Annotated in this window: 24 protein-coding genes and 4 tRNA genes; 20 read left to right on the top strand and 8 right to left on the bottom strand. The window is 67.5% G+C overall.

Features of this window, described 5'->3' with window-relative positions; all coding sequences use genetic code 11:
- Window positions 1-42 precede the first annotated feature (42 nt).
- Window positions 43-1,263, top strand: a complete 1,221-nt coding sequence (locus AB4Y94_RS09725; RefSeq protein WP_441727611.1) for an ammonium transporter — start codon at window positions 43-45, stop codon at window positions 1,261-1,263.
- Between the two features lie 89 nt (window positions 1,264-1,352).
- Here the strand turns inward: AB4Y94_RS09725 and AB4Y94_RS09720 are convergent, their stop codons facing one another.
- The 4 genes from AB4Y94_RS09720 to AB4Y94_RS09705 all read right to left on the bottom strand — a co-directional run bounded on the left by AB4Y94_RS09720 (window position 1,353) and on the right by AB4Y94_RS09705 (window position 3,229).
- The gene (locus tag AB4Y94_RS09720) at window positions 1,353-1,838 is read right to left on the bottom strand and encodes an HNH endonuclease signature motif containing protein (RefSeq protein WP_441727609.1); all 486 of its coding nucleotides are present in this window, start codon (window positions 1,836-1,838) and stop codon (window positions 1,353-1,355) included.
- A 103-nt stretch (window positions 1,839-1,941) separates the two neighbouring features.
- A complete protein-coding gene (locus AB4Y94_RS09715; protein ID WP_441727608.1) occupies window positions 1,942-2,580 on the bottom strand; it encodes an RES family NAD+ phosphorylase in 639 nt (212 codons plus the stop codon).
- Entirely contained in the window at window positions 2,577-3,008 is a 432-nt protein-coding gene (locus AB4Y94_RS09710) for a hypothetical protein (protein ID WP_441727606.1), read from the bottom strand. Before AB4Y94_RS09710 ends, AB4Y94_RS09715 begins: the two co-directional genes overlap by 4 nt.
- Before the next feature lie 145 nt (window positions 3,009-3,153).
- A tRNA-Val gene (locus AB4Y94_RS09705) sits at window positions 3,154-3,229 on the bottom strand.
- Window positions 3,230-3,387: 158 nt separating this feature from the next.
- Here AB4Y94_RS09705 and AB4Y94_RS09700 point away from each other — a divergent pair.
- From AB4Y94_RS09700 to AB4Y94_RS09690, 3 genes are all read left to right on the top strand, one after another.
- Window positions 3,388-3,459 (top strand) — tRNA-Gly (locus AB4Y94_RS09700).
- 62 nt (window positions 3,460-3,521) lie between these two features.
- Window positions 3,522-3,592, top strand: a tRNA-Cys gene (locus tag AB4Y94_RS09695).
- Window positions 3,593-3,621: 29 nt separating this feature from the next.
- A tRNA-Val gene (locus AB4Y94_RS09690) sits at window positions 3,622-3,693 on the top strand.
- Between the two features lie 147 nt (window positions 3,694-3,840).
- Here the strand turns inward: AB4Y94_RS09690 and AB4Y94_RS09685 are convergent.
- Window positions 3,841-5,034 carry a hypothetical protein gene (locus tag AB4Y94_RS09685; protein ID WP_441727604.1) on the bottom strand — a complete coding sequence of 398 codons (1,194 nt, stop codon included), beginning with the start codon at window positions 5,032-5,034 and terminating at the stop codon, window positions 3,841-3,843.
- 87 nt (window positions 5,035-5,121) lie between these two features.
- Window positions 5,122-6,066 carry a hypothetical protein gene (locus tag AB4Y94_RS09680; RefSeq protein WP_441727602.1) on the bottom strand — a complete coding sequence of 315 codons (945 nt, stop codon included), beginning with the start codon at window positions 6,064-6,066 and terminating at the stop codon, window positions 5,122-5,124.
- A 173-nt stretch (window positions 6,067-6,239) separates the two neighbouring features.
- Between AB4Y94_RS09680 and AB4Y94_RS09675 the strand changes: the two genes are divergently transcribed.
- From AB4Y94_RS09675 to AB4Y94_RS09600, 16 genes are all read left to right on the top strand, one after another.
- Entirely contained in the window at window positions 6,240-6,821 is a 582-nt protein-coding gene (locus tag AB4Y94_RS09675; RefSeq protein ID WP_441727600.1) for a hypothetical protein, read from the top strand.
- 44 nt (window positions 6,822-6,865) lie between these two features.
- Window positions 6,866-7,423 (top strand): HEAT repeat domain-containing protein, encoded by a 558-nt coding sequence (locus tag AB4Y94_RS09670; RefSeq protein WP_441727598.1) that lies wholly within the window; start codon window positions 6,866-6,868, stop codon window positions 7,421-7,423.
- A complete protein-coding gene (locus AB4Y94_RS09665) occupies window positions 7,416-8,495 on the top strand; it encodes a hypothetical protein (RefSeq protein ID WP_441727596.1) in 1,080 nt (359 codons plus the stop codon). The genes AB4Y94_RS09670 and AB4Y94_RS09665 overlap by 8 nt, the downstream gene beginning before the upstream one ends.
- An 80-nt stretch (window positions 8,496-8,575) precedes the next feature.
- On the top strand, window positions 8,576-10,507 hold the full coding sequence (thrS, locus tag AB4Y94_RS09660; protein WP_441727782.1) for a threonine--tRNA ligase: 1,932 nt from the start codon (window positions 8,576-8,578) through the stop codon (window positions 10,505-10,507).
- Window positions 10,508-11,092, top strand: a complete 585-nt coding sequence (locus tag AB4Y94_RS09655) for an HIT family protein (RefSeq protein ID WP_441727594.1) — start codon at window positions 10,508-10,510, stop codon at window positions 11,090-11,092.
- 79 nt (window positions 11,093-11,171) lie between these two features.
- Window positions 11,172-12,074, top strand: a complete 903-nt coding sequence (pdxS, locus tag AB4Y94_RS09650; RefSeq protein WP_441727592.1) for a pyridoxal 5'-phosphate synthase lyase subunit PdxS — start codon at window positions 11,172-11,174, stop codon at window positions 12,072-12,074.
- Window positions 12,075-12,085: 11 nt separating this feature from the next.
- On the top strand, window positions 12,086-12,679 hold the full coding sequence (gene pdxT / locus AB4Y94_RS09645; protein WP_441727590.1) for a pyridoxal 5'-phosphate synthase glutaminase subunit PdxT: 594 nt from the start codon (window positions 12,086-12,088) through the stop codon (window positions 12,677-12,679).
- Window positions 12,680-12,963: 284 nt separating this feature from the next.
- Window positions 12,964-13,728, top strand: coding sequence for a YebC/PmpR family DNA-binding transcriptional regulator (locus tag AB4Y94_RS09640; RefSeq protein ID WP_441727588.1), 765 nt, complete (start codon window positions 12,964-12,966; stop codon window positions 13,726-13,728).
- A gap of 5 nt (window positions 13,729-13,733) precedes the next feature.
- Complete coding sequence (gene ruvC, locus AB4Y94_RS09635; RefSeq protein WP_441727586.1) at window positions 13,734-14,372, top strand: crossover junction endodeoxyribonuclease RuvC; 639 nt, start codon at window positions 13,734-13,736, stop codon at window positions 14,370-14,372.
- Entirely contained in the window at window positions 14,369-15,031 is a 663-nt protein-coding gene (gene ruvA / locus AB4Y94_RS09630; RefSeq protein WP_441727584.1) for a Holliday junction branch migration protein RuvA, read from the top strand. Before ruvC ends, ruvA begins: the two co-directional genes overlap by 4 nt.
- Window positions 15,028-16,062: a Holliday junction branch migration DNA helicase RuvB gene (gene ruvB, locus AB4Y94_RS09625; protein ID WP_441727582.1), complete on the top strand. Its 1,035-nt coding sequence runs from the start codon at window positions 15,028-15,030 to the stop codon at window positions 16,060-16,062. Before ruvA ends, ruvB begins: the two co-directional genes overlap by 4 nt.
- 76 nt (window positions 16,063-16,138) lie before the next feature.
- The gene (yajC, locus tag AB4Y94_RS09620; protein WP_441727580.1) at window positions 16,139-16,528 is read left to right on the top strand and encodes a preprotein translocase subunit YajC; all 390 of its coding nucleotides are present in this window, start codon (window positions 16,139-16,141) and stop codon (window positions 16,526-16,528) included.
- A 66-nt stretch (window positions 16,529-16,594) separates the two neighbouring features.
- The gene (gene secD, locus AB4Y94_RS09615) at window positions 16,595-18,352 is read left to right on the top strand and encodes a protein translocase subunit SecD (RefSeq protein WP_441727578.1); all 1,758 of its coding nucleotides are present in this window, start codon (window positions 16,595-16,597) and stop codon (window positions 18,350-18,352) included.
- Complete coding sequence (gene secF, locus AB4Y94_RS09610) at window positions 18,352-19,365, top strand: protein translocase subunit SecF (protein ID WP_441727576.1); 1,014 nt, start codon at window positions 18,352-18,354, stop codon at window positions 19,363-19,365. The genes secD and secF overlap by 1 nt, the downstream gene beginning before the upstream one ends.
- The gene (locus tag AB4Y94_RS09605; RefSeq protein ID WP_441727574.1) at window positions 19,362-19,703 is read left to right on the top strand and encodes a rhodanese-like domain-containing protein; all 342 of its coding nucleotides are present in this window, start codon (window positions 19,362-19,364) and stop codon (window positions 19,701-19,703) included. The genes secF and AB4Y94_RS09605 overlap by 4 nt, the downstream gene beginning before the upstream one ends.
- Window positions 19,704-19,727: 24 nt before the next feature.
- Window positions 19,728-21,980 carry a RelA/SpoT family protein gene (locus tag AB4Y94_RS09600; protein ID WP_441727572.1) on the top strand — a complete coding sequence of 751 codons (2,253 nt, stop codon included), beginning with the start codon at window positions 19,728-19,730 and terminating at the stop codon, window positions 21,978-21,980.
- On the opposite strand, the gene AB4Y94_RS09595 is transcribed toward AB4Y94_RS09600, so the two are convergent.
- Both AB4Y94_RS09595 and AB4Y94_RS09590 read right to left on the bottom strand, forming a co-directional pair.
- The gene (locus AB4Y94_RS09595) at window positions 21,977-22,537 is read right to left on the bottom strand and encodes a hypothetical protein (RefSeq protein WP_441727570.1); all 561 of its coding nucleotides are present in this window, start codon (window positions 22,535-22,537) and stop codon (window positions 21,977-21,979) included. The genes AB4Y94_RS09600 and AB4Y94_RS09595 overlap by 4 nt on opposite strands.
- 96 nt (window positions 22,538-22,633) lie before the next feature.
- Complete coding sequence (locus AB4Y94_RS09590) at window positions 22,634-23,866, bottom strand: DUF349 domain-containing protein (protein WP_441727568.1); 1,233 nt, start codon at window positions 23,864-23,866, stop codon at window positions 22,634-22,636.
- Window positions 23,867-23,892: the final 26 nt, after the last annotated feature.

The raw sequence follows: 23,892 nt of genomic DNA, 5'->3' as shown, positions 1-23,892 counted from the left end.
CGCGGTACACCCCCTGAAACTCGAGAGGTGTGAGGACAACCAATGGACACTGGCAGCATTGCCTGGGGCATCACAGCAACCGCACTGGTGCTGGTCATGACCCCCGGCGTCGCATTCTTCTACGGCGGCCTGGTCAAGGCCAAGAGCGTCGTCAGCATGATGATGATGAGCTTCGGCGCACTGGGGCTGATCAGCGTGCTCTGGATCCTCTACGGCTTCAGCATGAGCGCGGTCGACAGCCCCTGGCAATTCGCGGGCAACCCGTTCGCGGACTTCGGGCTCGGAGCGCTGGCCACCGGCGCGGACTCCAACACCAACCTCCTCGGCGCGACCTACGGCGCCACCTTCGCCATCATCACCGTCGCCCTGATCTCCGGCGCGATCGCGGACCGCGCGAAGTTCGGCTCCTGGATGATCTTCGCCGGGATCTGGGCCACCCTGGTCTACTTCCCGGTGGCGGCCTGGGTGTGGGGCGGCGGATGGATCATGAACCTCGGCGACACCCTCGGGCTGCCGGGCGTGATCGACTACGCCGGTGGCACAGCGGTGCACATCAACGCCGGTGCGGCGGCTCTGGCCCTGGCATTGGTACTCGGAAAGCGGGTCGGCTTCCAGAAGGGCATCACCAAGCCGCACAACGTGCCGCTGGTGCTCATGGGCGCTGCGATCCTGTGGTTCGGCTGGTTCGGCTTCAACGCCGGCGCCGAATGGCTGAACGGCCTGGCGAATGTCGGCCTCATCGTGGTCAACACGCTGGGCGCAACCGCCGCCGCCATCATCGGCTGGATGGTCGTCGAGAAGTTCAAGGACGGCAAGGCCACCTCGGTGGGGGCCGCGTCCGGAGCGGTCGCCGGCCTGGTCGCCATCACCCCGGCCTGCGCCAACCTGGAACCGGGCTGGGCGCTCCTGCTCGGTGTCGTCGCCGGCGCGGTCTGCGCCCTGGCCATCGAACTGAAGTTCAAGCTCGGCTTCGACGACTCGCTGGACGTGGTGGGCATCCACCTCGTCGGCGGTGTGATCGGAACCCTGTACCTCGGCTTCTTCGCGATCGACACCGGCCTCTTCACCGGCGGCGGCTTCGGCCAGCTGGCCGTTCAGGCGATCGCAGCGTTCTCGGTGCTGGTCTACTCCTTCGTGATCGCATTCGTTCTCGGCTTCGTGATCGAGAAGACCATCGGCTTCCGGATCAAGAGCGAGGACGAGCTGGCCGGTATCGACACCGTCGTCCACGGCGAAGAGGGCTACGCGCTGGACCGGGTGTAGCGTCCGTTCACCGCAGGGCGGTGGGAAGGAGTGGATGTGCTGGTCGCATCCATCCGGTCCCACCGCCCTTCGGCGTGCCGGCTCGTGGATCAGAACGGGGCTGCCTCGGAAGCGGGTCCGATCCTGATGGCCGATTCGGTGTCGTAGCCGTGACCGGTGGGTGAGACCCAGTGCAGGGTGCCGTCGGGGTCCCGGGTGACTCTCCAGCCGGTCTCGTGCTTATCCCGATGGTTCGGCGGGCAGACGCTGGCGAGGTTGTCGATCCTGGTCTCGCCGCCGGCGCCGTTCTCGTTGAACGCGATGGTGTGGTCGATGTCGGTGTGCCCGGCGGCGCGGTTGCGGCCGGGATGCCGGCAGGTCTCGTCGCGGAGCCGGAGGACCATGCGGAGGTCCGCAGGGGCCTTGTAGCGTTTGCGGCCCACGGAGAGGAACGCTCCGGTTTCGGGATGGGTGAGGATCCGGATGAAGCTGGTTGCCTTCCCGACGAGTTCCTTCGCCGTGTCGACATCGATCGGCCCGTACCCTTCCAGGACGGCGGGCTCGTCGCTGCGGCTGAGGAGGGTCAGTGCGGGCACGAGGACGCAGCTGGCACACGCTGCGTAAGACGGATGCCTGGTCCGGCCCGCCGGTGTGGCTGCCCGGCGACCTACACCCAGGGAGAGCCCGAGTGAACGGAGCTTAGCTGCCCGGCGGCGGCGGGATCACATTCAGCGTCGAACGATCCGGCGGCGCACCTCGGACGAAGAGCCCCGCCGCTTCGCAGGCGTCCCGGCCGCTGATGGCTCCTGCTTCGAAGACGGACCGGCCAGGGTCCGGGCCGGCCGGCCCGAAGATCGCCCACGAGTTCGGCCCGGGGCTCGTGGTGTACCGCGACGCGTATCGGATTCCGTTGAACCCGGCGTCGGCCAGTGCTTCCGCCCAGCTGTGGGTCACCGTGTAGTCGCCCATGACGGTGAGTTCGCGGGTCACGCCGAAGTCCTCGGCATGTTCGTCGCTGGTGTTCGCGAATCGACCGACGGGCATCTCCACGGTTGACACCATGATCGTGCGTGCGACGGATTCGGCGACAGCTTTGGTGCCGACCGCCGTCTGGCCGAGCTTCTCCCGCACGGCGGTCCGCACGCTGTCGGCGACGTAGCAGGTGCCGCGGGGCGCCTCAAGATCGAACCGTCCGGCCCCGGTGGAGGAGAAGAACCAGGCCGAGAACCGGGGGTCGTGCGCACGGAACGCCCGCCCGGGAATGGTCGCATCGGTCGGGAACCCGGACAGGTCACTGCCTGCTGGGGGTGGCTCCTGGGCGACATCGGCCCGGCTCAACTGGCGAGCATCCCGGCGTCGTGCCGGGCGGCGTCGAGCACCGGACCCAGCTGCCCAGTCCAGAGCATCTGCGCCGCGGTCTTCCCGCCGAAGCGTTCGACCGGGGCGTTCAGCCACAGCGCGTTGGCCCAGGGGTCTGGCATCGTCGTCCGCAGGCTGGCGAGCACCTCAGCGAGTCCCGGCGTCGAAGCGCCGTCGTTCCCGAACTGCCACGCGGGGAACAACAGGTCTCCGTCTTCGGTGCGGACTCCGAGGATGTTTCCCCGCGTCAGGTCCGAGAGCAGGTCCTCCTGCGTCGTCTTCGTCCAGCGGATGAGACCGGCCGCGTCGTAGAACGGCCCGATGAGGTCGTTCCACGGGCTGGCATCCGGGCTGGCGTCCGGGATGGCGGCGCGAGGTCGGTCCGGGTTCGGGTCATCCGTCGCCACTGAGTCGTTCCGTCCCGGCACTCCACGTGGACTGTCACCCACAGGTTACGGTCGCTCACTCCGCGCGGTCAATGCCGATGACTGCTCGATCCGATCACGACTGCCGCTGACGACTGCCGATGACGAGCCAAGCAAGCGTCTGTCCTGGTGGGCGATACCGGACTCGAACCGATGACCTCTTCCGTGTGAAGGAAGCGCGCTACCAACTGCGCCAATCGCCCATTACTGCGGTGAAACGAGTTCAACCGCGCCTCACGATACTAGACCAGGTGAGGCATCCGCTGCACATCGACAGGGGCGAAACGCCCGGCGTGCGCTCGGTTTGAATATCCGGCCGCGTTCGTTGTAGAGTCTCCTAGCACGCAGAAATGCGGGCGTTGCGGATGTGGCGCAGTGGTAGCGCATCACCTTGCCAAGGTGAGGGTCGCGAGTTCGAATCTCGTCATCCGCTCGAATGAAATGGAATCGTCCCGAGAGGGGCGGTTCTCTTCATTTGGTGGTGAACCCAAACACGGTGGATTGGCCGAGAGGCGAGGCAGCGGCCTGCAAAGCCGTATACACGGGTTCGAATCCCGTATCCACCTCGATCCCGGAGAAGAAATTCACCGGGAACGGGCGATTGGCGCAGCGGTAGCGCGCTTCCCTGACACGGAAGAGGTCACTGGTTCGATCCCAGTATCGCCCACAGCAAAACCCCCGGTTTCTGACCGGGGGTTTTTTGTTGCCCTGACGGCACCACAGCGGCACTATCACGCCACGGCGAGCCCCGAACGCAGATCCGTTCGGGGCTCACCATTGGTGCGGGACGGCGTCGAAGCCGCCCCGGTCCGCGTTAGAGACGGACCGGACGGTCAAACCGGCGACGCGCAACCAGCAGCAGTCCGAAACCGACCAGTGGGAACAGCGCAGCCAGCGCGAGGAGCGGTGCGATCTCCACACCGGTGGCGGCGAGCGCCGTCACCTGGGTCGCCGCCGTCATGGTGGCGACGCCGGCCCAGGCCCTCGCCGTGATGCCGGGCGCAGCAGCAGACGGCGTCCACGTGGTGCCGGTCACCGCGCCGGCAGGTCCGCCAGTTGCGGCAGCCCCCGAAGGCGCGGCAGGTCCCACAGACGCTGGAGGGGCTGCGGAGGCTGCCGGGGCAACACCCAATCCGCCTTCGGTCACGGCTTCGCCGGGGGCGAAATCGATCTGGGCCCGGACCGAGGGCAGCTGGCCGACGGAGGCGAGCGGAACGAGAGTGCCGCTGCCCGGGGTGCCGCCGGCGGTCGCCGAGACGCCTTGGGCAGCCGTCCCAGCCGCCGAACGCGAGTCACCGAGGAGGCTGACCGCGTTGCCGTCGACGGTGACGGGAGCGCCGATCACCGGAGCCACCTGGCTGCCGCCCAGCACCGAATCACGCCCGTCCGTACCCGCCTCGCCGGACCCCGCGCGTGGGCCCGGAGCAGCGGATGTCCCGCCGCCGGCGCTCGAGTCGCCGAGCACACTGACGGCGTTCCCTGTCGCGGCGACAGGAACCATCGCCTGGACCGGGACCTGGGTGCCGCCGAGCAGGGAATCAGCGCCGCTGGTTTCGGCCGTTGCGGCCGGTTCACCGGTGCCGTTGGATGCCGGGGAACCGTTCGATGCGCCGGACCCGCCGGACGTGCTCGAGTCACCCAGCACGGTGATCGCATTGCCGCTGACCGTCACCGGGGCGACCGCGTCGACCACGGCCTGGCTGCCCGACGCGATCGCATCCGTTCCTGAGGTCGTCGCTGACGGTGCGGCTTCACCTGCGGACGGTGATGGTGCCGCGCCGGGCGCCGGCGACCCGTCCGGAGAGGAGGTCGACGACGAGTCGCCGATGATGCTGATGGCGTTGCCGCCCAGGGTGATCGGCGTGTCGAGTATGGCAACCAACTGGCTGCCGGACGCCACGCCCTCATCCCCGCTGGTCTCTGCGGCGTTGGCCGCTCCGATGCCGAGAAGCGAAAGGCCCCCGACGAACAGGGCGCAATAAAGGCCCTTTGTGACGAATGAATTCATGATGGTGCTACTCCTTATGCTGACTGATGATGGAGCTCCCGGGGGAGCCAGGGTTCACGCGTGGCCCGTGAGGGCGCAGGGAACCGATCAGTCAGGCGTGGAGCCGAGTTCGACCGCCGGAGAGGCGGGTGCCGGGGTTTCGCCCGCTGTGCCGTGCCGGACACCGGGGAGAAGTGGCGGCGCCAGTGCGCCGGGAAGGTCGGACGGGCAGGGATTACCACCGCCACCGGGCGCGGAGTTCCCGCCCGACGGTCCGGGCGGCGCCACCGGAAGGCCAGGGCCGCCACCCGGGTCGCCGAACGGAATGAACGGCGGGTGGCCTTCGGAGAGGACCCCGGGTGGCACCAGATCACCGGTGCGGGGCGCGGCGGATCGGACCGCGGGGGCCAGCGTGGAACCGTCCTGAGCGGGAATGCCGAGCGCGGGGGAGAGGCCCAGGGCTTCGGAGGCATAAGCAGCGGGCAGCGGCGCGCCGGCGTTCGAGGCGGTGATGCCGCCCGGCAGCGATGAAATGCCAACGGGAGCGGGATGCACGCGAGTGGCATCCAACACGCCCGGCACCGACGCGAGAGCCGAACCTGCGACGGACTCGACCGGCGCAACGACGGCGACCACGGCCCGCGACACGTCGCCGAGAACGGGCGCCTGCGCGACCCCGACGACCGGAGCGCCCACGTCAGCGAGGAGTGGAGCGGCAACGACTGCGCCCACCGCCTCACCGACGGATGGCGGCACCGGCGGAGCAACAGCCGCGACGACGGCAGCACCGACACGGTCGACCGCCTGGTCACGGTCCGGCGCGGCATGCTGCTCGACCGACGCGGCGACGTGCCCGATGATCGGCGATACCAACGCGGCCACCGGGGAGGAGACCGAGCCCTGCGTCCCAGGCCCGTCGGCATCAGCTTCGGCCGCGGAAGCGGATGACCCGCCGGCGAAGAAAGTGACGACAGCGACGGCCGCTGCGAACGACGCCCCCAGGAGGCACAGGTATAAGGGGCTACGTGCGGAGTTCGCGACTGGTCGATCCACTTCAACACCCCCCTGTACGTGGGCCATCGGTCGACCCCAGACAAGCACGTCCTGAACTATTCGTCTACCCCCCTTTTCCCGGACCGGCGGGTGCGGGGCGGTGAAGCGGTGCCGCGATCGACGGCCGGACACCCCCTCTTGTCGTGTGTGCCCGGGGCTGTTACGGTGCCGCAGTGAAGCAAAAAGAGCTGTTCCTCCATGCGGATGCCGCGCTGCGGTCGGTCCTGGACCGGTTCACCCCCGAGCAGTTGGCGATCCCGGTTCCGGCGGAATGGACCCGTGCCGAGAATCCCGTGCTCAGGGACATCATCGCGGCCCACGCCTACGACGAAGCCTGGGTTCCCGACGTGCTGGCCGGACGAACGGCCGAGGACGTCGGGGACACGCACGCCGGCGACCTGTTGGGAGACGACCCCATCGCAGGCTACGACCGGCTGAACGACCTGGCCACCGAGGCCGTGAACGGCGAACTCGATCCCGACGCGACTGTGCACCTGAGCTATGGCGATTTTCCGCTCGCCGACTACCTGCAGCACGTGAGCATCTACCGGGCCTTCCAGGCCTGGTCCATCGCGAAGCACCTCGGACTGGCGTACTCGCTCCCGGCGCCGCTCGTCGACCTGTTGTGGGAGCAGGTTCTGCCGCAGGCCGGTGATTGGCGGGCCATGGGAGTGTTCGGCCCTGAGGTCGACGTGCCGGCCGATGCCGATCGGGAGACCCAGCTGCTGGGGAAGACCGGGTACTGGCGGCCCTGACCGCTGTGACGGCGTGCAGGTGCGAGCGGTAGCGTAGACACGACATGCGCACCCAACCGAATCCCCAGCCCGACGTTCCGATCGACCTTCCCGTCGCCCGGCGCATCCACGCCGCCGTCGAACGTTTCGGCGAGCCCGGTGTCGTCGACCGGTCGATCCTGCTGCTGAACGGCGGCAACGCGGGGGAGGACTTCCTCCTGTACGTCGGCGGCAAGCACGCCCAGGGCCTGCTCGACGGCGCCCCGGCGCTGTACTGGCCGGAGCTGTGGGGCGCCCGCGCCCTGCTGCACGTGTGGGACCCGAAGGCCGGCGCCGCGATCCTGAACCACCTCGACAACCAGTCCTGGCGGGTGCGTGAGATGTGCGCCCGTGTGAGCCAGGCTCGGAAGCTGAACGTTCTTCCGAAGATCGTCGAGCTGACCGAGGACGATGTGCCGCGGGTGCGGATCGCCGCACTCCGGGCGCTGGCTGAGCTGGGTTCAGAGGCTGACGCCGACACCATCTCGGCGCGACTGCGCGACCCGGACAAGGAGGTGCGCCGGGCGGCCCAGCAGTCCCGCGACGCACTCCGTGAGCGCACCCGCGCCGACACCGGTGACTGAGCGACCCGTTCTCACCGGTTCCGACGCGGCCGAGGGCCACGCGGTTCGAATCGAGTCCCGCGCAATCGCCCTCGCCGCCGCGTCATTCGCTCTGGCCTCCATCGCGGCCGCCGTCGTGTTCCACGGAACACTGGTCGACCTCTGGGGCGGATGGTCGGTCGGCGCCATCGCGATGATCACCGGGTCGGTCTGCGGCGGCATCGCATTCTCGAATGGCGCTGCGGCCGCCATCGCGCGGTACACCGGCCGGTCCGGTGTCCGAGTGTCGCTGCCCCGCCGGATCTGGGACATCTTCGCGCTCGCGCTCATCCACGTCGCGGTCTACGCGATGCTCGGCCTGGTCTTGTTCGCTATCCTTCAGGACGCCTTCAAACACCTGCAGGTCGACACCCTGACCGGCACAATGATGGTGGGGCTGACCAGCGCGGCCAGCGCCTACTTCCTCTACCTGTCCGCATCCTCCACGAGCGCGAACCGGCTGTCCACACTGCTCGCGATAATGCTCGGCGGCGGAGTACTGCTCAGCATGATCACCGCCAGCAACCCCCGCTGGTGGGAAGCCAACTTCAGCATCCTCGGCACCACCAGGGACTTCTCCGGACTCAGCTTCAACATCACCATGGTCATCGGCGGGTCGGCGATCACCATCCTGGCCGGGCTGCTGACACTCGAGCTGACCAGCTGGATCGCCCGGCGGGCACCCCGCACCCGATACCGGGTCGACGTCATCCGCTGGTTCCTGGTGGTCATCGGAGTGCTGCTGGCGCTGGTCGGGCTGGTCCCGGTGAGCGTGAGCCTGCCGGTGCACAACACGGTGGCCACGTCGATGGTGCTGCTGTTCCTGGTGCTTGTCATCGGGCTGAAGCGCCTGCTGCCGGAATTCCCGCGCAGCTTCTTCCTGCTGTCCTACGCCTTCCTGGCCGGGATCCTCGTATCGGGGGTGATGTATTTTCCGGTCGGCTACTACAACCTCACCGCGTTCGAACTCATCGCATCCGGCCTGATCTTCGGCTGGATCGTTATCTTCGTGCGCATCACCGCTGCGGTGACGGCCACCGACGACTCCCACTAAAGTTGACGGGTACGCAATAACAGGGAGATACACACGTGGCTGACGGTTTTGGGCTCTTCACTGATCGATCAGTTGTCGCAATGCGCGTCAACGGCGAACTGAAAGACCTGGCCGCAACCGTCACTGAAACGGATGTCATCGAGCCGGTCACGGTCGATTCTCCCGACGGTCTGGATATTCTCCGGCACTCGGCGGCCCACGTGCTCGCGCAGGCCGTGCAGTCGATCAACCCGGAAGCGAAGCTCGGCATCGGACCGCCCGTCACAGACGGGTTCTACTACGACTTCGACGTCGCCGAGCCGTTCACACCCGACGACGTGAAGGCCATCCAGAAGCAGATGGATCGGGTTATTCGGCAAGGGCAGCGGTTCGTCCGCCGCGTCGTGACGGAGGATGAGGCCCGTGAAGAGCTCGCCGCCGAGCCGTACAAACTCGAACTCATCGGGCTGAAGGGCAGTCCGAAGTCGATCGAAGAAGGCGCCGCAGGTGAATCGACCGAGGTCGGCGGCGCTGAGCTCACGATTTACGACAACGTCGACCCGAAGACCGGCGAAACAGTGTGGAAAGACCTCTGCCGCGGCCCGCACCTGCCCAACACCCGCATGATCGGCAACGGATACGCATTGACCCGTCTCGCCGCCGCCTACTGGCGCGGTTCGGAGAAGAACCCGCAGTTGCAACGCGTCTACGGCACCGCCTGGCCCACCAAGGACGAACTGCGCGCCTTCCAGGCGCGCCAGGAAGAAGCGGCCAAGCGCGACCACCGCAAGATCGGCGCCGAACTCGACCTGTTCAGTTTTCCCGAGGAGCTCGGCAGCGGACTGCCGGTGTTCCACCCGAACGGCGGGATCATCCGCACGGAACTCGAGGACTACTCCCGCCGGCGGCACATCGAAGAGGGCTACTCCTTCGTGAACACGCCCCACATCACCAAGGGGCGCCTGTACGAGATCTCCGGCCACCTGGGCTGGTACCGGGATGGCATGTTCCCTCCGATGCACGTCGACGCCGAGTACAACGAAGACGGTTCGCTCAAGCGCGAGGGCCAGGACTACTACCTGAAGCCCATGAATTGCCCAATGCACAACTTGATCTACCGTGCCGGAGCACACTCCTATCGTGAGCTGCCCCTGCGCTTTTTCGAATTCGGCAGCGTCTACCGCTACGAGAAGTCCGGCGTCATCCACGGCCTCACCCGGGTGCGCGGCATGACTCAGGACGACGCGCACATCTATTGCACGCGCGACCAGATGAAGGACGAGCTCACCAAGACCCTGAACTTCGTGCTCGGGCTGCTGAAGGACTACGGACTCGAGGACTTCTACCTGGAGCTGTCGACCAAGGACCCGGAGAAGTTCGTCGGCAGCGACGACGCCTGGGATGAAGCGACCAGGACCTTGGCCGAGGTGGCAGAGGCATCCGGTTTGGAGCTGGTTCCCGACCCGGGCGGAGCGGCCTTCTACGGTCCCAAGATCTCGGTGCAGGCCCGCGACGCCATCGGCCGCACCTGGCAGATGTCGACCATCCAGCTCGACTTCAACCTGCCCGAGCGCTTCGAACTGGAGTACACGGCGGCGGATGGCACGAAGCAGCGACCGGTGATGATCCACCGCGCCCTGTTCGGCTCCATCGAACGGTTCTTCGCCGTGCTCACCGAGCACTACGCCGGCGCCTTTCCGGTCTGGCTGTCACCGGTGCAGGTGGTCGGCATCCCGATCAGTGAGCAGTACGGCCCGTACCTGGACGACGTGATTGGGAAGCTGAAGGCCGCCGGGGTGCGCGCCGAGGTCGACAACTCCGACGACCGGATGCAGAAGAAGATCCGCAACCACACCAAGGCCAAGGTTCCATACCAGCTGATCGTCGGCGAAGAGGACCAGGCCAACGGTGCGGTGAGCTTCCGCTTCCGCGACGGTAGCCAGGAGAATGGGGTGCCCGTCGACGACGCCATCCGGCGCATCGCCGCGTCGATCGAGGCGCGCGTGCAGGTGACCGGCCAGGGGCAGATGTAAATGGCCGAAGATTCCAGCGCCGGCGGGGCGCCAGAGGTCGACGACGTGCAACTGGAGTACTCCTCCGAGTTCGCCGCGGTCCCCGACGCCTTCCAGCGCCTGTGGACGCCGCACCGGATGGTCTACATCCAGGACGGACAGCAACCGCACCCCGACGACTGCCCCTTTTGCGTGGCTCCGACCCTGGACGACGAGAAGGCCCTGATCGTCGCCCGTGGCACCCACGCGTACGTGTTGCTGAACCTGTTCCCGTACAACAGCGGGCACCTGCTGGTCTGCCCGTACCGGCACGTCGCGGGCTACGACGACGCGACCGAGGACGAGGTCCGCGAGATCGCGAGCCTCACCCAGACCGCGATGCGGGTGCTGCGGACGACCGCCCACTGCGACGGCTTCAACCTCGGCATGAACCAGGGGCAGATCGCCGGCGCCGGCATCGCCGACCACCTGCACCAGCACATCGTGCCCCGCTGGGCGCAGGACGCCAACTTCTTCCCGATCATCGCCCGCACCAAAGCACTGCCCCAGCTGCTCGGAGAGGTTCGGCGCCAGGTCGCCGATGCCTGGCCGGCCGGCGACAACTAGCCCCACCCTCCCGCCCGCAGCCGGCCACAGCCGACCCCGCTGCGCCATCGCCCATCACGCAAGGAATAGAATCGATTTCATGACTGACACCCAGACTTCAGAGCAGTTCGGCTCCAGCCGCGTCAAGCGCGGACTCGCCGAAATGCTGAAAGGCGGCGTCATCATGGACGTCGTCACCGCAGAACAAGCACGCATCGCCGAGGACGCCGGAGCCGTGGCCGTGATGGCCCTCGAGCGGGTGCCCGCCGACATCCGCTCGCAGGGTGGCGTCGCGCGCATGAGCGACCCGGACCTGATCGAGGCGATCATCGCTGAGGTCTCCATCCCGGTGATGGCGAAGGCCAGGATCGGCCACTTCGTCGAGGCGCAGGTGCTGCAGGCGCTCGACGTCGACTACATCGACGAGTCAGAGGTGCTGAGCCCCGCCGACTATGTGAACCACATCGACAAGTGGAATTTCACCGTTCCGTTCGTGTGCGGCGCGACGAACCTCGGTGAGGCGCTCCGCCGCATCAACGAGGGCGCCGCGATGATCCGCTCCAAGGGCGAGGCCGGCACCGGCGACGTCTCTGAGGCGACCAAGCACATCCGCAAGATCAAGGGTGAGATCGCCCAGCTGTCCTCGCTCAGCAAGGACGAGCTCTACGTCGCCGCGAAGGAACTGCAGGCCCCGTACGAACTGGTCGCCGAGATCGCTGAAACCGGCAAGCTCCCGGTCGTGCTGTTCACCGCCGGCGGAGTGGCGACGCCGGCCGACGCCGCGATGATGATGCAGCTCGGCGCAGACGGCGTGTTCGTGGGTTCCGGCATCTTCAAGTCGGGCAACCCGCAGCAGCGCGCCAACGCGATCGTCAAGGCCGTCACGTTCTACGACGACCCCAGCGTCATCGCCGAGGTCTCCCGCGGGCTCGGGGAGGCCATGGTCGGGATCAACGTCTCCGACCTCGCCGCACCGCACCGCCTCTCCGAGCGCGGCTGGTAGTCACTCGTTCGATGACCATTGGAGTACTCGCCCTCCAGGGCGACTTTCGTGAGCACGCCGCCGTCCTGCGTGCGCTCGGAGCGGATGTCTCCTTCGTCCGCCGCCCGGAGGAACTGGCCGTCATCGACGGCCTGGTGATCCCGGGCGGCGAGTCCACCGTCATGGACAAACTGAGCCGCGCGTACGGTCTCGCCGACCCGTTGAAGGCGGCCGTGCACGCCGGGCTCCCCGTCTACGGAACCTGTGCCGGCCTCATCATGCTCGCCGACACGATCCTCGACGGCATCGATGGGCAGCAGGGCATCGGCGGCCTCGACATCGCGGTGCGCCGAAACGCGTTCGGCTCACAGACCGCGTCGTTCGAGACCGACCTCCACATCCCGGTGATCGGCGATACCCCCGTGCACGCGGTGTTCATCCGGGCGCCGATCGTGGAAACGGTCGGGCCCGCTGCCACAGCCCTGGCCTCCGTGGCCGATGGCCGGTGCGTCGCCGTCGAGCAGGGGAACCTGCTCGGCACCTCGTTCCACCCGGAGATGACCGGCGAGTACCGCTTCCACGAGTACTTCCTGGCCAAGGTCGCCGCCACCCGCTTCCGCGCCTGACCCGGCTGCGGCATCCGTCTCCCGCCAGCTCGCGCCACGCGAGCCCGCCACTCGTCGCGGCCGCGCGTCCCGGCGCGAAAACCGGATGAATCGCACATGGAGCCCGAAAACCGGAAGGATCGGCGCCCTTTCTGGGCTCCTTCCGGTTGTGGCGTCATGCGGTGTGGCGATCTGCCGGTGTGGGGGACACGAGACGGGCAGAGTTCGGCGTAGCGCAACAGGGCCGTTGCCACGCTGAGTAGAATGGCGGGGCACGTTACAGCACCGAACCACACGGGAGATTCATGTCCGGGCATTCCAAATGGGCCACCACCAAGCACAAGAAGGCCATCACTGACTCTCGTCGTGCCAAGGCGTTCGCCAAGCTGATCAAGAACATCGAGGTCGCCGCGAAGATGGGCGGCGCAGACCTCTCCGGCAACCCCACACTGGTCGACGCCATCCAGAAGGCCAAGAAGACCTCGGTCCCCAACGACAACATCGACCGCGCGGTCAAGCGCGGCGCCGGCCTCTCCGGTGAGTCGGTCGACTACACCACGATCATGTATGAGGGCTACGCCGCCCACGGGGTCGCCATCATGATCGAGTGCCTCACCGACAACAAGAACCGGGCCGCTGCCGAGGTGCGCACCACCATGACCCGCAACGGTGGCACCATGGCTGACCCGGGCAGTGTCGCCTACAACTTCCACCGCAAGGGCATCGTTGTGGTGCCGCACACCGGGAGCGTGACCGAAGACGACGTCCTGGTGGCCGTGCTTGACGCCGGTGCCGAGGAAGTCGTCGACGAAGGCGAAACGTTCGAGGTGTTCTCCGAGGCCACCGACCTGGTCGCGACCCGCACCGCGCTGCAGGACGCCGGCATCGACTACGACTCCGCCGACATCGCGTTCGTGCCGTCGCTCAAGGTCGAGGTCGACGCCGAAACCGCGCGCAAGGTGTTCCGCCTCATCGACGCGCTCGAAGACCTCGACGACGTGCAGAACATCTACAGCAACTACGACGTGCCCGCCGCGGTGCAGGCCGAACTCGAAGCCGACTCGGAGTAGCTCCCGTGACGGTCCGGGTGCTCGGCATCGACCCCGGCCTCACCCGCTGCGGGGTCGGTATCGTCGACGTGGCCGGCAACCGCACGGCAACACTGGTGCACGTGGCGACCCTCCGCACGGCACCCACACTGCCGTTGGAGCAGCGCCTGCTCGTCATCAGCAGGGGAATCGAGGCGCTGCTCGATGAGCACCGGCCGTCGTTCGTGGCGATCGAGCGGGTTTTCGCCCAACAGAACCTCAGCACTGTGATGGGCACGGCGCAGATCAGCGGCGTCGCACTGCTGCTGGCCGCCCAACGCGGGCTCCCGGTCACCCTGCACACCCCGAGCGAGGTGAAGGCAGCGATCACCGGCTACGGCTCGGCTGACAAGAAGCAGGTCGGCACGATGGTCGCCCGCATCCTCGGGCTCGCCGAGGTACCCAAGCCCGCCGACTCCGCCGACGCCCTGGCGCTGGCCATCTGCCACGCCTGGCGCACCGGCGCGTCCGGCGGAACGCTGCCGACGGCATCCGCCCTCACCGGAGCGGGCGCCTCCGCGGCCGCCGGCAACTCCACAGCGGGCCTGACACCGGCGCAGAAGGCATGGCTCGCCGCGGAGCGTAGCGCGCCGGTGTCGGTGGCTCGCCGTAGTCTAAAGAGGTGATTTCCTCCGTACGTGGCACCGTCCTCTCCGCCCTGGGCACCACGGTCGTCATCGAAGTCGGGGGAGTGGGGCTCGCCGTCCAGGTGACTCCCGCCACCGCACTGTCGGTGCGCGTCGGCGACGAGGCCCGGCTTTCCACCACCCTGATCGTGCGGGAAGACTCGCTCACCCTGTATGGCTTCCCCTCCGCCGACGAACTGGCCGTCTTCGAACTTCTCGTCGGCGTCACCGGGGTCGGCCCCAAGTCAGCTCTCGGGGTGCTGGCGGTGCTCACCCCGAACCAGGTGGCGCAGGCCGTCGCGGCGGACGACGACGGTGCCTTCCGCAAGGTCAGCGGCATCGGACCGAAGACCGCGAAACTCATCGTGCTCTCCCTGGCCGGCAAGGTCGCGGTTGCCAGTGTCGCGCCCAACGCCCGCGCCCGACCGTCGGTCGGCGTCGCCGAAAACGTGCAGGCCGCGTTGATCGGCCTCGGCTGGTCGGAGAAGGTCGCCGCCCAGGTGGTGGAGGAGACCCTGGCCGACGCGGCGGACGCCGACCAGCTCACGGTCGCCGCTGTCCTCCGCCAGGCCCTCGCCCGGCTCGGTCCGGCGAAGCACTCCGCCCCGGCCCCGCTCGCCGGCGCATCCGCTACCGCAACAGAGGGCGGCCGTCGATGAGCGCCGACCCGGGAGTCGAACTGACCAGCCCGCTGGTCGACGGTGACGCCGAGATCGCCTTCGAGGGGGCGCTCCGCCCGCACAGCCTCTCCGAGTTCGTCGGCCAGCAGAAGGTTCGCGGCCAGTTGCAGTTGCTGCTGACCGCCGCGACGATGCAGCAGCGCACGCCGGACCACATCCTCCTCGCCGGCCCGCCCGGCCTCGGCAAGACCACGCTGGCCATGATCATCGCGCACGAGGGCAACCGGCCGCTTCGGATGTCGAGCGGCCCCGCGATCCAGCACGCCGGCGACCTGGCCGCTGTACTGTCCTCCCTGATCCCCGGTGAGGTGTTGTTCATCGATGAGATCCACCGGATGGCGCGCTCCGCGGAAGAGATGCTCTACCTCGCCATGGAGGACTTCCGCATCGACATCATGGTCGGTAAGGGCGCCGGGGCCACATCGGTGCCGCTCGACCTTGCGCCGTTCACCCTCGTCGGCGCCACCACCCGGTCGGGCCTGTTGCCGAACCCGTTGCGCGACCGGTTCGGCTTCACCGCGCACCTCGAGTTCTACGCGGAACACGAACTCGAACAGGTGCTCGGCCGGGCGGCCGCGCTGCTCGGCCTGACCGTTGACCGGTCTGCCCTGGCGGAAATCGCCGGCCGCTGCCGTGGCACGCCGCGCATCGCGAATCGCCTGCTGCGACGGGTGCGCGACTACGCCCTCGTGCACGGTGGCGACGCCGATCTCGCCGCCGTGCATTCGGCCCTCGAGCTGTACGACGTGGACGGGATCGGGCTCGACCGGCTGGACCGGGAAGTGATGCGCACCATCCTGACCCGTTTCGGTGGAGGCCCAGTCGGTCTGGGCACGCTGGCGGTTTCAGTGGGCGAGGAAGCCGAGACGATCGAGGCGGTCGTCGAACCCTTCCTGGTACGGATAGGCTTTCTCACGCGCACGCCCCGGGGGCGAGTTGCAACGCCAGAGGCATGGCGACATTTCGGGCTCAGCCATCCACAAGCTGGCCTCACCCTGGATGACCTATAATTCAAGCTGGTTCGCACATGCCCCATGCATTCCAGCGTCGCGGCAGCGCACCACAATCGGAAGGTTTCACAGTTTCATGGATCCACTGACCCTCATTATGCTCGCCGTTTTGGCGTTGCTCGTCTTCTTCATGTTCCGCAACGGTCGCAAGCGCAAGCGTGACCAGGAGAACCTGCAGTCCACGATGGTGCCCGGCGCCGACGTGATGACCAACTTCGGGCTCTACGGCACCATCGTCTCCATTGACGAGGAAGCCAACAAGGTCGCACTCGAGATCGCCCCCGGCACGATCGTGCACATCCACCGCCAGACCATCGCCCGCGTCGTCGAGCCGGTCACCGCGGATGAAGACGCCGTCGTCGCCGACGACCTGGCCGTCGCCGATGACACCGTCATGGGTGAGCCGGAATTCGGCCAGCGCCGCACCGACACGCCGGACGTCGAACCCAAAAAGGGCGACGCGTAACCAACCCCTCACCCGTGCCCACGTCACAGACGGCGTGGGCACGAGCATAGAAAGCTGAGTTCATAGGTGGCAAAGTCGACCCCGGTCAAGAAAGCCTGGCGTTCCCTGACCTGGCTTGGAGTAGTGGTCCTCGGACTGATCGCACTCAACCTCACCGGTGTCCTCACCGCGGGCGCGAGCTGGGCGCCCAAGCTCGCCCTCGACCTCGAGGGCGGAACCCAGATCATCCTGGCGCCGAAACTGGCGTCCGGGCAGACGGTGTCCACTGAGCAGCTCAACCAGGCGGTCTCCATCATCCGCCAGCGCGTCGACGCGTCCGGCGTGTCGGAGGCAGAGATCAACACCCAGGGCGGCCAGAACGTCGTGGTCTCCATCCCGGGCGCGATCGACGACGAGACCCGCAACCGGATCGAATCCTCAGCGAAGCTCGAGTTCCGGGCGGTCCTCGTGGCGGGGCAGCCCTCTGCGCAGAGCGTCGGCGGGGACGGCAGCACGGCGTCGCCGTCCGCCACCCCTGATCCCAATCTCCCCAGCACCCCGACGGTCAGTCCGACGGATGCCAGCGACCTCAACCAGATCACCCCGGCCCTGCAGGCCAAGTACGATGCCTTCAACTGCGCGGACGTCGACCCGACAGTTGTCGCCCCGTCCGACAAACCACTGGTGACCTGCGAGACCGACGGCTCGGTCAAGTATGTGCTGGGACCGGTCGAGGTCAGCGGCGAGAACATCTCCGACGCCACCAACGGCCAGGTCACGACCCAGACCGGTGCGACCACCGGTGAGTGGGCCGTCAACATCGTCTTCGACGGCACCGGCACCAAGGCCTTCTCCACAGTCACCACGCGGCTGAGCGGCTTGCAGGGCGCGCAGAACCAGTTCGCGATCGTGCTCGACGGCAAGGTGATCTCGGCTCCTCGCACTCTTGCGGTGATAACGGACGGCAAACCCCAGATCACCGGAAACTTCACCCAGGAGTCGTCGAAGGTACTCGCCGACCAGCTCAAGTTCGGCGCCCTGCCGCTCAGCTTCAACGTGCAGAGCTCCGACACCATCTCCGCCACCCTCGGCTCATCGCAGCTGCAGGGCGGCTTGATCGCCGGCATCATCGGCCTGATCCTGGTCGCGATCTACACGCTGTTCCAGTACCGGCTGCTCGGCCTGGTCACGCTGGCCTCCCTGGTCGTGGCGGGCGTGCTCACCTACCTCGTCATCCTCGTCATGTCGTGGCGGGAAGGCTACCGGCTCTCACTAGCCGGCGTCGCCGGGTTGATCGTGGCGATCGGTTTCACCGCAGACTCGTTCATCATCTACTTCGAACGTGTGCGGGATGAGCTGCGAGACGGGCGGGGCCTCGAGTCCGCCGTCGAGGCGGGTTGGAAGCGTGCGCTGCGCACGGTCTACGCCGCGAAGGGCACCAACCTCCTGGCCGCCATCGTGCTCTACATCCTCGCGGTCGGCAACGTCCGCGGCTTCGCGTTCACGCTCGGCCTCACGACGGTGATCGACGTGCTCGTCGTCATCCTGTTCACCCACCCGATGCTGCAACTGCTGGCACAGACCCGGTTCTTCAGCAGCGGGCATCCTCTGTCCGGGCTCGACCCCAATGCGCTGGGTGCCGTGTACCGCGGCCGCGCCGAATTCCGGAAGACCATCAGCCCGGTTCCCGGCAAGGCGACGGGTAGCGCCAGGGAGGCGGCGAAGCGCCAGACCATCGCCGAACGGAAGGCCGCCGAAATGGCCGGCGCCGGCGCGCGCTCCACCACATCATCCGGAGCCGACTCGGCCCAGAAGACGAACCAGAATGACGGGAAGGATTCCTGATGGCCGGCTTGACGCAATTCGGAAACCACCTCTACACCGGTGAGCGGTCGTTCGACTTCATCGGCAAACGCCGCATCTGGTACACGATCGCCATCGTGCTCATGGTCGCCTCAATCCTGATCCCGATCGTCAAGGGCGGGTTCAACTTCGGTATCGAGTTCCGGGGCGGGTCGCAGTTCCAGATCACCCAGGTCGAGAACTCCTCCCAGACGCCCGCGATCGACGCGGTCGCCAAGGTGGTGCCGGACGCCGTCGCACGGGTGTCCACCCTGGGCGCCAACGGCATTCGCGTGCAGACCGACCAGCTGACCACGGACGAGACCAAGGACGTCACGGCAGCCCTTGCCGCCGCGTACAACGTGCCGGAAGCGGAAGTCGCGAACTCCTTCATCGGGGCGACCTGGGGTGCCGACGTCACTCGACAGGCGATCCAGGGCCTCGTCGCCTTCCTGCTGCTGGCGGCCGTGGCCATGGCACTCTACTTCCGCACCTGGAAGATGTCCGTCGCGGCCATCCTGTCGCTGATCCACGACCTCGTGGTCACGGCCGGCATCTACGCGCTCACCGGGTTCGAGATCACCCCCGCGGCCATGATCGGGTTCCTCACGATCCTGGCGTACTCGCTCTACGACACCATCGTGGTGTTCGACAAGATCCGGGAGAACACGGCTGAGGACTCCTCGGGCACCCAGCGCACCTTCGCGCAGTCCGTGAACCTTGCGGTGAACCAGACCCTCGTGCGGTCGATCAACACCGGGATCGTCGCCGCCCTGCCCGTCGCGTCGATCCTGTTCATCGGCTCCTTCGTCTTCGGCGCCGACACGCTGCGCGACATCTCCACGGCGCTGCTGATCGGAATTCTGATCGGCACCTACTCGACGATCTATATCGGTGCGCCGCTCTACGCCCATCTGCGGCAGAACGAGCCGGCCATCCGCAAGCACGACGCGCGCGCCCTGGCCGCCAAAGCCAAGGCCGGCGCGCCGCGGATCGCGGAGGACGTCACGTCATGAGCGCCGCGGGTCCGGCGGTGATCGACGCAGCGGAGGCCATCGTCCTGGTCTCCGCCGGAAACGCGTGGCTGCTCGACGTGCGTGAGGACCACGAGTGGCAGGCCGGGCATGCGCCCGGCGCCCACCATCTCCCGATGGGGGAACTCGGCCAGCGCCAGGACGAGCTGCCCGCAGGCCAGACCATCCTCGTGATCTGTCACAGCGGCGCCCGCTCCCGTGCGGTCACCGACGCTCTCCGCGCGGCAGAGTATCCAGCCCTCAACGTGGAGGGCGGCATGGTGGCCTGGAATTCAGCCGGCGGCGAAGTGGTCAAGCCGGACGCCTTCCACCAGCGATAATTGCTGTGGAAGTGAGGTGAGATGATGACGGAGACCACGACGCCATCTGCCGCTTCCCTGCGCCGCCTGGTGCCGCGCATCTTCTCCCGCGCCCAGCCGGCCGGCGCCGTCGACACCCTGATCAAGACCGTCAGGGTGCATCACCCGAAGGTCGACCTGTCGATCCTCGACCGCGCGTACGCCGCCGCCGAACTGGCCCACCAGGGTCAGAAGCGGCGGAGCGGCGAACCGTACATCACGCATCCGCTGGCCGTCGCCCAGATCCTCGCCGACCTCGGCATCGGGCCGAAGACCGTGGCCGCCGCCCTGCTCCACGACACGGTCGAAGACACCGAGTACACGCTCGACCAGCTGCGCACCGAGTTCGGCGATGAGATCGCCATGCTCGTGGACGGTGTCACCAAGCTCGACAAGGTCAAGTACGGCGACAGCACCCAGGCCGAAACCGTGCGCAAGATGATCGTGGCGATGTCCAAGGACATCCGCGTGCTGATCATCAAGCTGGCCGACCGGTTGCACAACGCCCGCACCTGGGGGTTCGTACCGGCGGAGTCCGCCGCCCGCAAGGCCACCGAGACCCTGGAGATCTACGCGCCACTGGCCCACCGGCTCGGGATCCAGACCATCAAGTGGGAACTCGAAGACCTCTCCTTCGCCGTGTTGTACCCGAAGCTGTACGCCGAGATCGAGAGCCTGGTCAGGCAGCGCACTCCGCAGCGTGAAGAGTTCGTGCAGCAGGTCATCGACGCCATCAACGACGACCTGAAGGCCGCGAGGATCCGCGGCAAGGTTGCCGGGCGGCCCAAGCAGTACTACTCGATCTACCAGAAGATGGTGGTGCGGGGCCGCGAGTTCGACGAGATCTACGACCTGGTCGGCATCCGGGTGCTGGTGAATTCGGTGCGCGACTGCTACGCGGTGCTCGGCGCCATCCACGCCAGGTGGACGCCGCTGCCCGGCCGGTTCAAGGACTACATCGCCACCCCGAAGTTCAATCTGTACCAGTCGCTGCACACCACCGTGCTCGGGCCGAGCGGCCGGCCGGTGGAGATCCAGATCCGCACCCAGGAGATGCACCAGCGCGCCGAGTTCGGCGTGGCGGCGCACTGGAAGTACAAGGAACAGGTCAACGGCAAGAGCGCGGGCCCCGGCCCGCAGAGCGACACCGACATGGCGTGGCTGGCGCACATCTCCGACTGGCAGGCCGAAACCGCCGACCCGGGGGAGTTCCTCGACTCGCTGCGGTACGAGATCGGCGCCAAAGAGGTGTACGTGTTCACCCCGAAGGGTCGTGTGATCGGCCTGCCGGCCGGCGCCACCCCGGTGGACTTCGCCTACGCCGTGCACACCGAGGTCGGGCACCGCACCATGGGGTCCAAGGTGAACGGGCGCCTGGTGCCCCTGGAATCGACACTGAACACCGGCGACGTCGTCGAGGTCTTCACCTCCAAGAACCCGGACTCCGGCCCGAGCAAGGACTGGCTCAACTTCGTCAAGAGCCCGCGGGCGCGCAACAAGATCCGCCAGTGGTTCACCAAGGAACGCCGCGACGAGGCGATTGAACAGGGCCGCGACGCGATCGCCCGCGCGATGCGCAAGCAGAACCTGCCGCTGCAGAAGCTGATGAACCAGGATTCCTTCGCCGAGGTCGCCGCGGTGATGAAGTACGAGGACGTCTCAGCCCTCTACGCGGCGGTCGGCGAAGGCCACGTCTCGACCCAGTCGGTTCTCGAGAAGGTCGTGGCCACCCTCCAGAACGTTGAAGACAACGACGGCGCCGAGCTGCCGGTCGCTCCGCGCAGCCGCACCCAGACCCTCCGCAACAGCGACTCCGGCGTGCTGGTGCGGGGAGCCCCCGACATCCTGGTCAAGCTGGCCCGCTGTTGCACCCCGGTGCCCGGCGACAAGATCGTCGGTTTCATCACCCGCGGGTCCGGCGTCTCCGTGCACCAGGCCTCCTGCCACAACGTGCAGGACCTGCTCAAGGAACCAGAGCGGATGATCGACGTCGAGTGGGCGCCGACCTCGAAGAGCCTGTTCCTGGTCCAGATCCAGGTCGAAGCGCTGGACCGTTCCGGCCTGCTCTCCGACGTGACCCGGGTGTTGTCCGAGTACCACGTCAACATTCTCTCTGCCACGGTCAACACCTCGAACCAGCGGCTGGCGCTCAGCCGCTTCGTGTTCGAGATGGGGGACACCACCCACCTGGACCGGGTGCTGAACGCGGTGCGCCGGATCGATGCCGTCTACGATGTGTACCGGGTCAGCGACGGCTAGTCCCAGGCCGAGTCCCGGTCTCGTCGGGATGCCGCAGCGAATCGCGTGCGGGCACACTCCCGTTGTCGTGCTCCGGCGAGCCGGCGCACGGCGTCCGTGAGGTCCACCCGTCCACCGTCGAGCAGGTGACGGATGACCGGCACGACGTCGGCCGACCCCAGGCTCACGTCCCGGCACAGGTCGAGAACGGTGCGGAGCGGCGTGGTGACCAGTATGGCGCCCACGGGAAGCGTGTCGGAAGCCACCCCCCTCACCTCCCGCAGGACGTACCCGGCCGACGGTGGGAGGTTCACCCGGTCCACGATGTCGACGCAGACCTGGTGCCGGGCGGGAAGGACCCCGGCCCCGAAAATCCAGGCCGCCGTCATCCGCTCCAGGATCACGCGGCTGGGAATCGACCCGGCGATCGCGAGGGCGCGGGTGACCGGGCCGATGGGCTCATCGACCGGGCACCAGCCGTCACCCAGCCGGTAGAGGTCGCCGTCGAGTGCGGCGGCGGCAAGTTCCGCCAACGGCAGGTCTGCCATGGACAGTACCGCCGGTAATCGAGCGTCCACCCGCCCAGTGTGCGCGCTCCAACCGAAGCGGCGCCGCCCCCGTGCACCGAACAGTGCAGAACCCAGGGAGCGGCGGCGCCTGTGGAAAACGGGTCGTTACTGGCCGATCGCCTTGAGCCAGGCCTTGCGGGTCTCGAGCGATTCCTTCGCCTCCTGGATGCGGGCCGGGTCCTTGCTCGCTTCGGCATCGGCCAGGGCGGACTCCAGCTTCGCGATGGCGTCGTTCAACTGTCCCGCCAGTCCCTCTGCGCGGGCCTTGGTCTCCGGGTTGTTGCGCTTCCAGTGGTCGTCGTCGAGTTTGCGCACGGCGGTCTCCACCTTGCGCAAACGATCCTCGATCACCTTGACCTGGTCACGCGGGACCTTGCCGATCGCGTCCCACCGGCGCTGGATCGACAGGAGGGCGTTCCGGGCCTTGGTGCGGTCGGTTTCGGCCAACAGCGGCTCGGCTTCGGTGAGCAACTCGAGCTTCTGCGCCAGGTTGCCGGAGAACTCCTCGTTCTCGACCGCGTCGACCTCCGACTTCGCCGAATACAGCACGTCGCCGGCCGCCTTGAACTTCGCCCACATGGCGTCGTCCTGCTTCTTGCCGCTTCGGCCGGCCATTTTCCACTCGTCGAGGAGCGTGCGGTAGGCGGGGATTCCGTCTGCGCCCTGGGGCGCGAGGGCCTCCGCCTTCTCGATCAGCTGCTGCTTGCGGTTCCGTACGTCCTTGTGGGCGCTGTCCAACTCGGCGAAGAACGCCTTGCGGTTCTGCTCGATCGTGGTGCGGGCCGCGCGGAATCGCTTCCACAGTTCGTTGGCCTCACCCTTCGGGATTCGCGGGGCGTCGTGCTGGTGGGCCTGCCATTTCGTGAACAGTACGTCCAGGGCTGCGCTGGTCTGCTTCCACTGCGTCTTCGCGGGATCCTCGGCGGCGAGCCGCTCGGCTTCCTCGACGATGGCGGCGCGTTCGGCGACTGCGGCCACCGCGGCGGCCTTCGCCTCCTGCGACTGCTGCTCGTTGAGTTCGCTGACCGTGCCGCCGAGGGCGGCGAGCCGGTCGGTGAGCGCCTGGAGGTTGCCGACCGCGTTGGCGGTGGCAATGCTGGAGGCCAGGTTCTTCACGGTCTTGGCGATGTCCGCCGCCGGCGCGCCTCCCCGGGCGCGCTGCTCCAGCAGCGTCACCTGGCCGTTGAGCTCAACGTATTTGCGTTCGAAGTACGCCAGCGCCTCCTCGGGGGTCGCGTCCGGGTACTGGCCGACGGCGCGTTCGCCGTCACCCTCGCGAACGTAAACCGTGCCGGATTCGTCTACGCGACCCCATGGTTGCTGATCTGTCGTAGTCAAGAGCCTCACCTTTGATGTAGTCGGAT

This window comes from Glaciibacter sp. 2TAF33 (genome assembly GCF_052114945.1).
Classification (GTDB): domain Bacteria; phylum Actinomycetota; class Actinomycetes; order Actinomycetales; family Microbacteriaceae; genus Cryobacterium.
Note: the sequence above shows the minus strand (reverse complement) of the source record. Positions and strands in the feature narration are given on the sequence as shown.